Genomic DNA, 14,497 nt, shown 5'->3' with positions numbered 1-14,497 from the left:
CCACCGACTCCACCTGGGAGGTGACATGGACGCGCTGCTCGATGTGCGCGACGTCCGACTCTCGTTCGGCGGACTGCAGGCTCTGGATGGTCCGAGCTTCCAGGTTTCCGACGGCGAAGTCGTGGGACTGATCGGTCCCAACGGTGCTGGGAAGACCAGCCTGTTCAACTGCATCGGCGGGCTCTACCGCCCGCAGAGCGGCAGCATCAGAGTCGCGGGCACGGAGGTGACGCGCATGCCCCGGCACCGTATCAGCGGTTTGGGGGTGAGTCGCACTTTCCAGAATCTCGGGCTCCTGCCGTCGCAGACGGTACGCGAGAACGTACTCGCCGGCGGATACCACACCACTCGCGGGGGCTTCTGGGCAACTGCCCTCGCGCTCCCGCGCATCGCCGAAACCGAGCGAGCGCTGCGTGCCGGGGCCGATGCGCTGCTTGATGAGCTCGGGCTCTCCGCCGTCGCGGACCGGGTCGTCGCAGCATTGCCGTTCGGCACACTCAAACGCGTCGAGCTCGCGAGGGCCCTGCTGAGCGCCCCGCGACTGCTGCTCATCGACGAACCGGCGAACGGTCTGATCCACAGCGAGGTACACGAACTGGGCGAGACGCTCCGGCGTCTGGCGACCGAGCGCGGCACGGCGATCCTGCTCGTCGAGCACCACATGGGCCTGGTGACCAGCGTCTGCGACCGGGTCGTGGTGCTGAACTTCGGCCGCCTCATCGCCGAAGGCGACCCGCAGACCGTTGCGCGTGACCCGGAGGTCGTCGCCGCCTATCTGGGGAGCGTCGCATGAGCCTGCTGAGCGTCGAGATCGATACGGCCGGGTACGGTCCGGTGACGATCCTCCGCGATATCCGCTTCGAGGTTCCCGATGGCGGGCGCCTCGTCATCCTGGGCGCGAACGGAGCCGGCAAGACGACCACCCTGCGCACACTCTCAGGGATGTGCCGGATGGAGGGCTCGATCCGATTCGACGGACGCGAGCTCGCCGGTCTCCCTCCGTACCGCGTCGCCGCCGCCGGCATCGCCCATGTCCCGCAGGGGCGAGGGACCTTCGGCGACCTCACCGTGCGCGAGAACCTGCTGGCCGGCGCCACGATGCGCAGGGCCCGGGATGCCGCGGCCGACGCCGACCGCTGGCTGGACAGGTTCCCGCGTCTCGGCGAGCGCAGCGCGAGGCCAGCATCCGGACTCAGCGGCGGCGAGCAGCAACTGCTCGCGATCGCCCGCGCCTTCATGGCCGATCCGCGACTGGTACTGCTCGACGAACCCTCGTTGGGGCTCGCGCCGAAGATCACGACCGAGCTGTTCGCCACGCTCGACGAGCTCTCGCACGAGCGCGGCACGGCACTGCTGGTGGTCGAGCAGAACGCCAAGCTCGCCCTCGAGATCGCCGAGGAAGCCCTGGTGATCGAGAGCGGTGAGGTGACGCTGCGCGGCGCGGCATCCGATCTGCAGAACGACGACAACGTGCGCCGCGCGTATCTGGGAGTGTGAGATGTTCCTGCAGCAACTCGTCGACGGCATCGCCACCGGTGCGATCTACGGCACGCTCGCCCTGGCGATCGTGCTCGTCTACCGGGCATCGCGCACGCTGAACTTCGCGCAGGGCGAGATGGCCCTCCTCGGTGCCTACGTCTCCTGGCAGCTCACCGCCTGGGGGATGCCGATCTGGGTCGCGCTCATCATCTCGATGCTCGCTCTCGCCGCGTTCTCGGCAGGGATCGAGCGGGTGATGTTCCGTCCGCTCGTCAGACGACACCAGCACCTGGCTCTGATCATCGTCAGCCTCGGACTCATGATCGCGCTGAACGCGCTGATCGGCTGGGTCTGGACCTATCAGACCAAGGAGGTGCCGGCCCTGTTCGGGTCCGGCTCCTTCTCGATCGGTGCCGTTTCGCTGTCTCGTCAGGATGTCGGGATCGTCGTCTGCGTGAGCATCGCGGCGATCGCGCTGGCGCTGCTGCTCGGCCGCACCCGGGTCGGACTGCGGATGCGGGCGGCAGTGTCGGCGCCGGAATCCGCAGAGCTCAGCGGCATCTCCACCGGGCGCACCATGTCGATCGGCTGGGCCATCGCCGGCGCGGTCGGCGCACTGGCAGGCACGCTCATCGCGCCCGAACTGTTCCTGCATCCCGGGATGATGGCGCCGGTACTCATCTACGCCTTCGCCGCAGCGACCCTCGGAGGTCTGGACTCGCCGCTCGGCGCCCTCCTCGGCGGGGTCACGGTGGGCGTGATCGAGAATCTGGCCGGAACATACATCCCCGTCATCGGCGCAGAGCTGAAGCAGGTCGTGGCGCTGCTGATCATCGTGGTCGTGCTGCTGGTGCGGCCACAAGGAATGTTCGGACGACGAGAGCTGGTGCGCGCATGAGCGTGGTGACCTCCCCCATCCGCAATCTGCTGGCCGCGAAGACGCAGCGCACCTCGGTCGGCGAGTGGCTGCGCCGCCCGCGCCCGCCGCTGAACCTGCCCCGTCCGCTACTGATCGTGCTGACGGCCCTGCTGCTCATCGCGCTCGCGATCGTGCCGCTGGTGAACCCGAGCTACATCAACCTCACCGTCACGCTCGTGATGATCTGGACAATCGTCGGGCTGGGGCTCAACCTGCTGGTCGGCTTCGGCGGACAGATCTCCCTCGGCCACTCGGCGTTCTTCGCGATCGGTGCGTATTCGGTGGCCGTCGCCGGCGAGGCGGGGTGGGCGCACCCGCTCACGCTCGTGATCGCCGGCGCCCTGCCCTTCGCCGTCGGCTACGTCATCGGCCTGCCGGCGCTGCGGCTGAAAGGGCTGCAGTTGGGACTTGTGACGCTGGCGATGGCGATGGCGACGCCTGCGGCGATCCGCGCCTTCGAGCCGTTCACGCACGGCAGTCGCGGCATCGCGATCGATGGGGATGCGCCAGCCTGGATCCCTCTCGCGCACGATCAGTGGGTCTACTACCTCGCGCTCGTGATCGTCGCCGTCGCCTATCTCGTCACCCGTCGCCTCGGCCGCGGCCGAGTCGGCCGCTCGTTCATCGCCGTGCGCGATGCCGAACTCGTCGCGGAGACCCTGGGCGTGGACGTGTGGCAGACCAAGACACGGTTGTTCGCGGCATCCGCAGCCTTCGCCGGTGTCGCCGGCGGCCTGTATGCGATGCTGCTGGAGTTCGTAGGTCCTGAGAACTTCGGGCTCACGATGTCGATCTCCTTCATCACGCTGATCGTCGTCGGCGGGCTCGCGACCGTGCCGGGCGCGGTGCTGGGGGCGATCTTCATCCAGTACGTGCCGACGTTCACCTCGAGCATCAGTCCTGCCGCGACCGGCGCCGCCTACGGCATCGTGCTGATCCTGTTCGCGTTCTTCATCCCGTTCGGACTCGTCGGTCTGCTGCGCGGCGCGCTTGCGTCGCTGGTGGATCGGCTGCCCGGTCGCCGGTAGCCCCTCCTCCCCTCCCCCATTCGAATCGCGCAAAGTGCTCCATTTCCGCCGAGATAGAGCACTTTGCGCGATTCGAACCGGGGCTGTGGACAACTCCGACGGCATCGACGGGAGCTGTGGCACCGTGTGCACTATGGGACGACGACAGCCACTTCCAGACGAGTTCGACGGCGCGTTCTCGGTGCGCATCGCGAAGGCCAGCGGCGTGGGCCGCGGACGGTTGCGCGGCACCGATCTGGAGAGTCCCTTCCACGGCGTGCGGGCGACACCGAATGCCGGAGACCCCGGCCTGGCGCTGACCGACCCGTACGAACGGCAACGGCGAGCACGCGTCGCCCGCGCTCGCCTTTATGCACCGCGGCTGCACTTCGGACACTTCTACAGCCATCAAACCGCCGTATCGATTTGGGGCGGGCCACTGCCGCTGGAGTTCGCTGACGATGACATGGTGATGGCCGACGAGGACCTCGCGCTGCACATCACCGCCCGCGGCCATGTGCCGTTCCCTCGGGCGAAAGGCACCACCGGCCATCGCACGCTACTCAGCCTCACCTCTGTGACCGAGCACGACGGGCTCCGGGTTTCCTCCCCCGCCTCGACCTGGGCGATGCTCGGAACGCTGCCGCTTATCGATCTGATCGCGCTGGGCGACTACTTCTGCCGCGAGTGGCGCTCGGGGTACGGCAGGCCCGACACCGGCCGGCCGCCACTGGCGACGCGTGATGCGCTCAGAGCAGCCTTGGATGCCGGCCGGCGACGTGGCGCCGCGCGTCTTCGCGAAGCGCTCGAGTCGATACGGGAAGATTCCTGGTCCCCGCGCGAGACGCGCGTGCGCTGCATCCTGGTCGCTGCAGGATTGCCGGAGCCCGAGCTCAACATCGACGTGTTCGACGAGTCAGGAGTGTTCCTCGGCTGCGTTGACATGGCCTACCCCGGCGAGAAGGTAGCGGTCGAATATCTCGGGATGCTGCATGGCCAGCGCTGGGCAGAAGACGTCGAGCGCTTGGCTGCCCTCCGCGCCGCGGGCTGGACCGTCATCGAGGTGACCGCACCGCTACTGAGGCGCCCTGCCGACCTGGTCCGTCGTGTTTCGGCGGCGCTCGGCCGTTGATGCGGCGTTCAACAAGCGCAAATGGCTGCACCCGGCATCCAGATCGAGCCATTTGCGCTTGTCGAAACTCGGGCGGTCGGAAACGAACGCGAAACATAGCCCACGTACACTCGGGGTCGCCACAAGCAACTTCTTCCCGAGGGGCCACCCATGTCCAGCGCACCCATCACCGTTTCAATCCGCCGCGAGGTCGATCCTGCACACATCTCCGAGGCGACTACCTGGGTGCAGACCGGAGTGAACCTCGCCCACAAGTACCCCGGTTTCCTCGGCTCAGGGTGGGTGCGCGCTGGCGACGATTCCCAGGTCTGGCACATGCTCTACCGCTTCGCCAGCACCGAGACGCTCGAGGCCTGGGAGCAGTCACCCGAGCGGACCTGGTGGCTGTCGATGGGTCAGGACTTCATCCGCAGTGAGCGCTCCAGACGCCGCACCGGAATCGAGGGCTGGTTCGACGAGCCGCCGACCGGGGCGATCAATCTTCCGGATACCGCCACCGTCGAGAGTGTCTCGCCAGCTCCAGCCCGGTGGAAGCAGGCTGTGACGATCTGGCTGGGCTTCTTCCCGGTCAATCTGCTGTTCAGCCTCGCGATGACGCCGGTACCCGGATGGGGCGAACTCCCCCTCTGGCTGCGCGTGCTCGTGACGACGCTCGTGCTGACGCCGATCATGACCTACTGGGTCCTCCCCTGGGTCACCCGCGCTCTGCGCAGCTGGCTCGCCCGCTAACCAGGCACACGACTGCGCCTCGCCTGGGGAACAGGGAACGGCGAGGCGCAGTCGTGCTGGGGCGTTACTCAGCGACCGCCGTGCGTCGACGAGCGATGAACAGGGCGATTATGCCCAGCATGAGCAGCAGCATGGCCAACCCGATGATGCTCCACGCGATGGTCGCGCCGGTGACGGCGAGATCAGGCGTCTCGGGCTTATCGGGTGTGTCGCACGCGTCCGCGCTGTCGCCCAGATCGTTGTGGTCGATCCCGGCGGTGTTTGCGAACCCGCCGGGCTCACCGCTTCCGGGCTCGGGGCAGGTGTACGTCGACGGGTTGTCCGCGTTCTCGTCCACAGTGGCGATGACCCTCACCTGGTAGGTGTGCGCCCCACCCGCAGCCAGAGCCACGCCCGAGGCGATGACGTTGGATGCGTCACCTTCCGCACCCTGACCTGTCCAGCCGTCGGCGACGGTCACGCCCTCGGGTGCGCTGGTCACCTGGGAAGCGGTGACCTCGAGGCCGGCACCGAAGCGCAGACGGTCGGTCAGCGTGTAGTCGCCCTGGGCTGCGCCGTCGTTGATCGCAGTGATCTCGTACGTCACTGTCCATGCACCATTCGCACCCTTGACCGGGTCGCCCACGATCCTCTTGGTGATGTCGATTGACGGAAGCGGTGCGCAGTCCGTGTCGGTCTGCGTCCCACCCGCGTCGTCGGTCAGGGTGGCTGCGTTGTTCAGGCCCTGCTCGATCGAGTTCGATCCCGCCGGTGCGGTGCAGGCCGGCGAACCGGTGCCGTCCGCGCCGATGTCACCAGGTGCGAAGTACAACGGCACATCAGCGATCACCGTGACCCGGTAGACGTGCGGGGCATACCCGTCGTCGTCCAGACCTGCGATGGTCACATCCGTTGCGATCCGCTGGTTCGCGTCCCCATCGAAGGCCGAGTCGATCTCGACACCTTCAGGGCCCGTGACCGATACGGAGTCAACCGCGATGACCGGCGCGAAGAGGAACTCGTCGTCCAGGTCGTACCCGGTCGGCTCAGGGCCGACGTTACCGACGGTCAGGTCGTAGACGACTTCCCACTGTCCGTCACCGATCGGGTTCGCCGAGACGAGCGCCTTGTCCAGCGTCGGCTTGTTCGGAGGGATGCACTCGTCATCCGTGCCCTCCAGACCGTTCCAGCCCACCGTGGCGACGTTGTTCAAACCGCCGGGCACTGTGCTGCCGTCTTCGGTCGTGCAGCTGCCCACGACAGGGATCGTCACACCAGCCAGATCAGCGGCATACCGCACCGTGACCAGGTACGTGTGCGTGACCGCTGCACTGTCGGCGCCTGCGATCGGCTGCCCGCTCACGATACGGATGTCATCGAGGCCGTTGAAGCCCTCGTTGACTCCGACCGCGTCCGGCGCATCCGTCGTGACGCCCTGGATGCCACGGATCTCGATGCCCTCGCCGGGAGCGAGCGCGTCGTCCAGGTCGTAGACACCAGCCGCAGGACCGGAGTTCGTCACCGTGAGCTCGTAGGTCGCGTCGTACACGCCCGCCTCACCGTCGACCGGTACCACCGCGCCCGAGAGGGACTTGGTGATCTCGATAAGCGGCAGCTCACCACATGCAGCGTCATCCCGCTCCTCACCGTTGTGAGTCAGTGTCGCCGTGTTGGCAAGCCCACCGTCCTCAGCAGGAGCCGGGCACTGGAGAGCATCCGGTGTGACGACTTCCTGATCGAGCGAGACGACCGTCTGGACGCGGTAGGTGTGCGAGGCACCGGCGTCGAGCGTGATCCCGGTGACGATCACGTTCTCCGCAGAGCCCTCTGCACCCTGACCGGTCCAGTCTGCGTTGGTCACGACACCCTCGGGTGCCGAGATCACGTCGACCGCACCGATGACGATGTCCTCGCCGTACTGCAGATCGTCGCTGAGGTCGTAGTCGCCCGCAGCCTGCCCACTGTTCGTGACGACCAGGTCGTAAGCGACCGTCCACGTCCCGTCACCGTTCGGTGTCGGGCTGCCCTCGACGAGGTCTTTGACGATCTCGATCACCGGCAGCGTCGGGCAGACGTCGTCCTTGGAAGGGATGCCGTTGCTGGTCAGCGTGGTGGAGTTGCCCAGCCCGCCGTTCTCACCAGAGCCCGCCGGGGCACACACCAAAGCCGAAGGATCGATCGTGTCCTCATCGAGTTCGACGACCGTCTCAACCTGGTACGTGTGGCTCTCGCCCACTTCGAGGCGCACACCTTCGGCGATGAGGTTCTCCGTGTCGGAGTCCTCCGCGCCCAGGCCCGTCCACGAGTCCAGCGCCGCCACACCCTCGGGTGTGGTGATCACGTCAGCGGAGACGAGCTCGACATCGCCACCGAAGTGGAGGCGGTCGGTCACGTCGTAATCTGCCGCGGCAGCGCCAACGTGCGTGGCCACGATGTCGTAAACGACCGTCCAGGTTCCGTCACCATTCGGCGTCGGGCCCTCGGAGACCGTCTTGTCCACCGTCACCACACCGACCGCGACACATGCTCGGTCGTCGTCGGTCAGATCGTTGTGCTCGATGGCTGCGGCGTTCGACAGCCCCCCTGCGCCACCTTCGAGTGCAGAGCACTCGGTGATCACCGGGGCGCCTTCGCTGCCCGCAGCGAGACCGATGACGACCTCCACCTGGTAGGTGTGCGTTCCACCGGCGGGCAGAATCACACCCGTCGCGATGATGTTCTCATCAGCACCTTCGGCACCCAGACCCGTCCAGGAATCAGACGTAGTCACGCCCTCCGGAGCAGTGACGATCGCACCCGAGATGACCTCGAGGTCACCATCGGCGGTCATCCGGTCGGTGACTTCGTACTCGCCATCGGCGTGACCGGTGTTGGTCGCGACGACGTCGTATGTCACCGTCCAGGTGCCGTCACCGTTCGGCGTCGGACCTGCCGACACCGTCTTGTCGATGCCGATAGACGGCGGAGTCGCACAAGCCTGATCGTCTTCCACCTCACCGTTCACCTTCGTGAGCTGCGAGGTGTTGTTGAATGCAGTGTCGGTGTCGGTGCCTGGCTGTCCGCACTGAGTGGCCGGCAAGTCGCCCGTGACCGGGTCGAGCGCCAACGGCACATCGGCGATGACGGTCAGCACGTAGTTGTGCGCCGAGTATCCCTCATCGTCGTTGCCCAGCAGCAGCACATCCGCAGCGACGCGCAGGTTGCCCTGCCCATCCCACGCGGGTTCGGCCAGCGTGACCCCATCGGGCGCCGATGTCACAGATGCCGAGACGATATCCACCTGATCGGTGAAGTGCAGTTCGTCATCCAGTGTGTACGACGTGGTCAGGTTCGACACGTTGCTCACATCGAGACCGTAGACGATCTCCCACTGGCCGTCGCCGATCGGAGCGGCGGAGATGATCGACTTCGTGTGTGTCGGGTCACCGTCCATCTCGAATCCGGCGGGGTCGCAGTTGATCGTCGGAAGAATCTGCGAGTCAGCAGGGGTGTCTGCCGTCGCGCACGCCGTGTTCACCACGCCGCTGCCTGCCGAGGCATCTGCGATGATCTCGAACTCATGGCTCTCGGATGCACCGGGGGCCAGCTCATCGATCACGAACGAACCCAGCTCGGGCTGCTTGTCATCGGATACCTCGATGCCTGTGAGCGTGCCCTGGCCGGTGTTCTCAACAACAATCCGATACCGGATCGTGTCACCCGGCCGGAACGTCGGGTAATCCTCGACGACATTCGCATCGCGCCATTCACCGTCGCTGTCCAGCACGTACTTCTTCAGCGATGCCGAGTAGTAGTTCGCGATCTCGATCTGAGCAGAGGTGCGCATCACGAGCTCAGTGTGCTCGGCACGCGCCTGAGCACGGTTGACGAGCGTGTCACCGCCGATCACACCGTTGGTTACCACCCCAACGACGAACTGCTGGGTGGCGCCAGGCTGCAGCGCTCCACCAATTACACGTACCGCCGTGGCATCTGCCGTGAACTCGGTCGTCCATCCGACTGTGTTTCCGGCGATGTCTCCCGCGGAACCGTTGGAGGCATCCGCCGGGTCATCGATCAATGTCACCGGATCCGCGGTCGTGTAATAAACGGTCGCGTCCGGAGCCGTGACTCCGGTAAGGGAGTAGTCGCCGGTGAAGGAAGTACCGCGCTCGTCACCGACGTACGGAAGGATGTCGATCGTGTCAGTGAAAGACTGCGGCAGTGGGTCGTACGACCGCAGGGTCACAGTCCAAGAGCCTTCACCGACTCCATCACCGTTGAGGTTCGGGATGAATGCCATGTCGGCGCTCTTGCCGATCGTCGTGCGACCGTCGGTGCTCGTGGTCACCTGAGCTTCTTCGGGCTCCGTAGTGATGCCCGAACTCAGGGCGTACACGGAGTTGACGAGCGCCTGTCCGGGCTGTGCCGACGGGGCGAGAGCAGCACGATAGGTCAATGCGTGCTTCGCGTTCGTCGTGACGCCATCCAGCGTCCAGGTGAGGGTCTGAGCGCTCGCATCCCCTGTGACCACCGGTTCAGGACTGGCAGACCCGGGCACATAGGTGAGACCGGCGGGGAGAGTATCGATCAGTTGGAAGCCGTCGACTGTCGCGGGAACGTCGCCCTCACCGACCGCAGCGTATTCGAGTGTGTAGGTCGCCTCGTCGCCGACTGCGAGCACCGCACGATCCACCGACTTATCAACGATGGGGCGCGTGACCGTGATGCGCACAAGGTCGCGGGACCCGGACGTACCGGGGTAGCGGAGAGCCTGGGCGTCCGGCGGAATCGTCGAAGGATCAGGGTCAGGGTGGGTGTACCACGGTACCGTCGCACCGATGCGGAAGCTGGCGAACGACCACACGTCCATCCCGGCCGGCGCGTCATCCTTGATGGTCTGCTGCACGATCAGGATGATGTTGCTCAGGGTTGCCGCAAGCGCGTCGCTGACCACGGTGCGGGTGCGAACCGCCTTCACCGTGGAGAGATCAGTGGGAAGCGTCGTCGTCCATCCGCCCGGATCAACAGCGCAGTCACGGGCGAACGACTGCGGGTTGTAGCCCGCGGCGCCCGCGGTCACCCGCGGGTCGTTGCCGACGTAGTAGTAGTAGGTGGCGTTGACCCCACTCGGTTCGAGGTCTTCCCCGGGGCGCACGATGTCGGCTGATGCGAACGTGACGAATTGGGTGTCCAGCGCCTGACACTGCCAGACCACATCCTGCGGGTCCAGTCCGCCGACCCCACCGTAGTTGTTGCCGTAGCTGACGAGCGTTCCCGGGGAGACTCGATAGTTGTAGTCCCAGTTCGACCCCCCGGAGTTGGTGAACCACCGCTGCCATGATGTCGCCCAGGCGCCCGGGCCGGTCCAGGTCTTCTCGGTGGTGTTGTTCGACGCATCGTCGACGAAGGTCACACCCGACGGGGCCGTGTACGTCGCGGCATCCATCGCCAGGGACACCTGCATGGGCGCGGTGGCAGGCTTGGGGGTGCGCACCACGATGCGTCCGCTGGCGATGGCCGAACGGTCGAGCGGGAGCAGGTTGCCCGCCGCATCCTTCGTGGGCACCTGGGCGAGCGAGTAGTCGATGCCGGTCAGCGTCATGAAGTAGACCCCGGGCACCGCCCCCGGAGCCAAGGTGCACGAGTCGACGAACGGAGCCAGCTGCTCTCCCGGGTGATCGCCACCCGACCACGGATGACCGGCATTGTCAGAGACGGTATAGGGCTCGCACACCAGCGCCCGTGAGACGCTGCCCTTGTTGTTCGAGAGCACGAGTCGCACCGTGATGCTGTCTGGGCCGACCTCGCTGCCCGCCAGCAGGTTGAGCGTCCACTGGTAGTCGAGGTCGATCATTGAATCGACGACCTCGCCGCCTCTCCAGTTGCCCGACGACGACCAAGTCATGTCGAGGCCGAAGTCCGCACCGACGATGGGGAGGTCGTCGGGGGCCGCGGTGACACCGTTGATGTCGCCGGTCAGGGACAGCTGCTCACCGTTCGAGCCGGTCACGAGGACAGGAGTCTGAACGGCGACGGCCGTCCCCATCGTTTGAGTGCCGGTGTTGCAGGTGAGCGTCAGCCCGTCCGCCGAGATCGATGAGGCAGGGTCGACGCCGTCAACCAGACAGATCCCCGGCAGCTCCTGGAACGAGCCGCCGCCCGCGACAACGGTGAAGGTCACGTTGTCGACCAGATCATTGGAAGGTGCCGGTTGATCATCATTCACGTTCACTCGCCACTCGGCAGTAACAACGGAACCAGGGCTGGGCTCGGCCGGTGTATCAGCCGCCCACTCTGCAGTGATTTGATACACCGGGGCCGCCGCAGCAGGGAAAGCCGGCAGCAAGGCGAAGATCAACCCGGCCACGGTCGCAATGACCGCCGTCCCCTTCGAGCGCGTGCGAACGGTCGCTGATGTGCCGACCGCTCTCATTCCTGAGATGTCCTGTCTTCTAAACCAATTCACTGTGCTCTCCCTCGCATTGAAATGCGGTCCCGGTCTGTCAGGCAAGTGACTGATCCACGCGCGCGACCGCGTGGTCGCCGAATTGAGATCGATTGCCCCCCTTGATACTTTCTATGGGACGTGCCGAGTTCCTGCCATGGACCCTCAAAGGTTTGGGCCCTGATTTAGGCCCTCGTCAGAGCAAGCCGCGTCGCCGTGCGACGGTGACGGCACTCGTCCGGTCAGTGACACCGAGTTTGCGATAGAGAGAGCCCGCCTGATTCTTGACTGTCTTCACTGCCACAGACAGCCGTGCTGCCACCTCGGCGAGGGTGAGGCCCTCCGCAAGTTCTTTAAGCACGACGTGCTCGCGAGTAGTCAGTTGTGGCGCAACGCCAGGGTCGTTAAAGACCTCGGTTCGACCTTCTATCAGGAGGCGGAGATCCAAGCATCCGGCCGACAACGCCAGAAAATCGGATCGCAGCATCATCGCAAACGGCGTTCGGAGTCCTGTGCCGAACGCCCTCTGTACGGCACTCTCAAACCTCTGCAGGGCGGTCTCGCAGTCGCCGAGCCTTCGTGCCGCGGAGGCAGCGATGAGGAAGAGGTGAGCGCGATCAACCAAAGGAAGATCATCATGCAGCCGCCCATCCGCAAATGACAGCGCCTGATCTGACCGGCCAGACAACAGCAACGCGCGCGCCCGTGCGACCGCAGAACGAGGGTGACTGCTGTTCTGGTTCGTGCTCAGGAGCATACGCGCCTCACTACCCCGACCGATCGCCATGAGCAGCTCTGCTTCGAGCGCGTCCAGCATGGCCGCCAGTGCAGGGCTGATCGGTGGATGCCCCGCTCTCTGTCTGCGCTGTTCGCGGAGGCCGGTAAGAGCGACGTGCGCACCGAGGCGCTGCCATTGTGCACGTGCGAGAGCATGCGCAATGAGCGGCCAGTGTTCAGCGCTTGCCCAGTGGGATTGTGCTCGCCCAAGCTGCTTTTCCGCACCGTCTGGGTCGAAGTCTTCAAGGCTAATCAACGCATCACTCAGATGAGCAGAAACGCCGTGGAGGCTATCGACATCGAGCAGTGTCGCATCCCGCACCTGGTCAAGCTCTGCGCGAGCTGCGTGAATGTAGCCGCGGCTCGCTTGTAAGAGCGCGCGAAGCGGCACGAGCCCGAGCGCCTCATCGCTCATCCGCTTACTTGCGCCGTTCACGGCATCGATACCCAGCATCCTTGCCGCGTCTTCGATGCGATCGAGGTGGAGATAGGTAATCGACAACTGCGCCTCAATCACCTCGTTACTGTGAACCAGTTCCCCTTCCGGGTCCTCGACGCTCATCAACATGCGATGCAGTTTTTGCGCCGCGCGAGGGACGCGTTCGTGTCTGCCCGCCAGCCTCAACGAGACGACGAGGGCGCTCTGTATCCACAGGTCATCCGGACGAGGACGGCGAGCAGGCGGATTGTCGTGCGCCTCGCATAAGGAAATGACGGAGAGAAAATATCTCACTGCCCTCGTGATGCCGCCGTGGATGTAGCACTCCAACGCGGCGAGAAACATCAACAGGGGTTCGCCCTGTAGTTTCTGCTCCGGCACGGAGAGCAGAAGCTTACGCGCACAGCCGAGATCGTCCCGTCCAATGAGATCTCGGCGGAGATAACGACTCGCGCGGGCCCAATCCTCAGCGCGAACAGCAGCCTCAAAGGCGCGCATGCCCTCACCATGCTGTTCGTACCATTGAGCCAAACGTCGATAAGTCGCCGCCATCTCTTTAGCCTGCATCCGTCTGAAGTCACGGCGTAGCGCCCCGCGAATCGTCGGGTTCATTCGAAAGACGGACTGCGGTCCGGCAGACCAAGTACCAAGGCCCCGAAGTTCCATCTCGTCCAGCACCCCAAAGTGCTCCGCATCCGCACCGAGAAACTCGGCTTGCTCAACTGTGAACGAGTCAGCGACCGATGTCAGCAACAGGAGCGGAAATCCGGGCTGTGTTGAGAGATCATGCATCAGCCGGTGGTTAACGAACGCCACCCCTGCACGTGTCCAGTCCGGAGCCGATTGCTCACCGCATCCGCTCGTCAGCATTTCTTTCACGGCCACGGGCCAGCCTGCCGATACCGCCAACAAGCTCGCCGCTTGAGCCGCGGTAATTTGCACGCGCAAACGCTCCGCCAGCGTCGCGACGTCGTCATGATCGAAGCCCAACGCATTCAGGTCGATCACCAACGGTTCAATCCCATACTCGCTCACGTGGGTATCAAATGCTGGCCAGCGGCGAGTCCCGACTACCAAGCGCAGATTGTCGGTGTGACGCAGCAACCGGAGGAGATCTCGCTCCACCGTGTCGTCGAGGAGACGTTCATAGGAGTCCACCACAAGAGTGATCGGCGCAGGAAGCGATTCGAACACGTTGAGCAACGCCGCGGGCAGCGTATCGACCTCAATCGCACCGAATCGGAAGATCGACCCCGATTCGCAAGCGCCCACCAGTCCCAGCACCACCCGCCAGAATGACAGCCGTTCGTTCGAGACTTCATCCACGGTCACCCAGATGAGCGCGCTCGCAGTGGTTTCCTTTCTCCGCGCCCAGCTCGCAAGCAGAGTGGTCTTGCCATACCCGTATCCTCCGTGCACAACTCGAAGCGGCAGATGATCAGCGGCCGCCAACCGCTCATCCAGTCGCGCCCGACCGAGATGCACGGCCGGCAGACGAGGCACCCCAAGGCGACGAGCAGACCCGGAAACCACTTCGGCCCCCGCGCTTTCGAGTGACATGCCTTTCGACTCTCTGCCGCTCCCCAATTTCGCTACCTCGCATCTCTCA

General features: G+C 65.2%; 8 protein-coding genes. 6 read left to right on the top strand and 2 right to left on the bottom strand.

All coding sequences use genetic code 11. The features are described from left to right. The first annotated feature begins 25 nt into the window (after positions 1-25). The 6 genes from ACW5CM_RS02325 (at position 26) to ACW5CM_RS02300 (ending at position 5,266) form a co-directional block, all read left to right on the top strand. Positions 26-793 (top strand): ABC transporter ATP-binding protein, encoded by a 768-nt coding sequence (locus ACW5CM_RS02325; protein WP_439255094.1) that lies wholly within the window; start codon positions 26-28, stop codon positions 791-793. Next, positions 790-1,497, top strand: a complete 708-nt coding sequence (locus tag ACW5CM_RS02320; RefSeq protein WP_457124050.1) for an ABC transporter ATP-binding protein — start codon at positions 790-792, stop codon at positions 1,495-1,497. The genes ACW5CM_RS02325 and ACW5CM_RS02320 overlap by 4 nt, the downstream gene beginning before the upstream one ends. 1 nt (position 1,498) lies before the next feature. Next, a complete protein-coding gene (locus ACW5CM_RS02315; RefSeq protein ID WP_438253999.1) occupies positions 1,499-2,377 on the top strand; it encodes a branched-chain amino acid ABC transporter permease in 879 nt (292 codons plus the stop codon). Between the two features lie 5 nt (positions 2,378-2,382). Further along, positions 2,383-3,426 (top strand): branched-chain amino acid ABC transporter permease, encoded by a 1,044-nt coding sequence (locus tag ACW5CM_RS02310; RefSeq protein WP_457124049.1) that lies wholly within the window; start codon positions 2,383-2,385, stop codon positions 3,424-3,426. A 133-nt stretch (positions 3,427-3,559) separates the two neighbouring features. Next, positions 3,560-4,537, top strand: coding sequence for a putative endonuclease domain-containing protein (locus ACW5CM_RS02305; protein WP_457124048.1), 978 nt, complete (start codon positions 3,560-3,562; stop codon positions 4,535-4,537). Between the two features lie 150 nt (positions 4,538-4,687). After that, positions 4,688-5,266 (top strand): antibiotic biosynthesis monooxygenase, encoded by a 579-nt coding sequence (locus ACW5CM_RS02300; protein WP_439255096.1) that lies wholly within the window; start codon positions 4,688-4,690, stop codon positions 5,264-5,266. A gap of 64 nt (positions 5,267-5,330) precedes the next feature. Here ACW5CM_RS02300 and ACW5CM_RS02295 read toward each other — a convergent pair whose 3' ends face one another. Both ACW5CM_RS02295 and ACW5CM_RS02290 read right to left on the bottom strand, forming a co-directional pair. Beyond that, positions 5,331-11,453 (bottom strand): CLIPPER-2 domain-containing protein, encoded by a 6,123-nt coding sequence (locus ACW5CM_RS02295; RefSeq protein WP_457124047.1) that lies wholly within the window; start codon positions 11,451-11,453, stop codon positions 5,331-5,333. A gap of 415 nt (positions 11,454-11,868) precedes the next feature. Then, positions 11,869-14,448, bottom strand: a complete 2,580-nt coding sequence (locus ACW5CM_RS02290) for a LuxR C-terminal-related transcriptional regulator (RefSeq protein ID WP_457124046.1) — start codon at positions 14,446-14,448, stop codon at positions 11,869-11,871. Between the last annotated feature and the right edge of the window lie 49 nt (positions 14,449-14,497).

This window comes from Microbacterium wangyouchuni (genome assembly GCF_054072595.1).
Note: the sequence above shows the minus strand (reverse complement) of the source record. Positions and strands in the feature narration are given on the sequence as shown.

Bases quoted from the DNA above. Each gene is read 5' to 3' on its own strand.
- ACW5CM_RS02325 (WP_439255094.1), top strand. From the start codon at position 26: ATGGACGCGCTGCTCGATGTGCGCGACGTCCGACTCTCGTTCGGCGGA.
- ACW5CM_RS02320 (WP_457124050.1), top strand. From the start codon at position 790: ATGAGCCTGCTGAGCGTCGAGATCGATACGGCCGGGTACGGTCCGGTG.
- ACW5CM_RS02315 (WP_438253999.1), top strand. From the start codon at position 1,499: ATGTTCCTGCAGCAACTCGTCGACGGCATCGCCACCGGTGCGATCTAC.
- ACW5CM_RS02305 (WP_457124048.1), top strand. From the start codon at position 3,560: ATGGGACGACGACAGCCACTTCCAGACGAGTTCGACGGCGCGTTCTCG.
- ACW5CM_RS02300 (WP_439255096.1), top strand. From the start codon at position 4,688: ATGTCCAGCGCACCCATCACCGTTTCAATCCGCCGCGAGGTCGATCCT.
- ACW5CM_RS02290 (WP_457124046.1), bottom strand. From the start codon at position 14,448: ATGTCACTCGAAAGCGCGGGGGCCGAAGTGGTTTCCGGGTCTGCTCGT.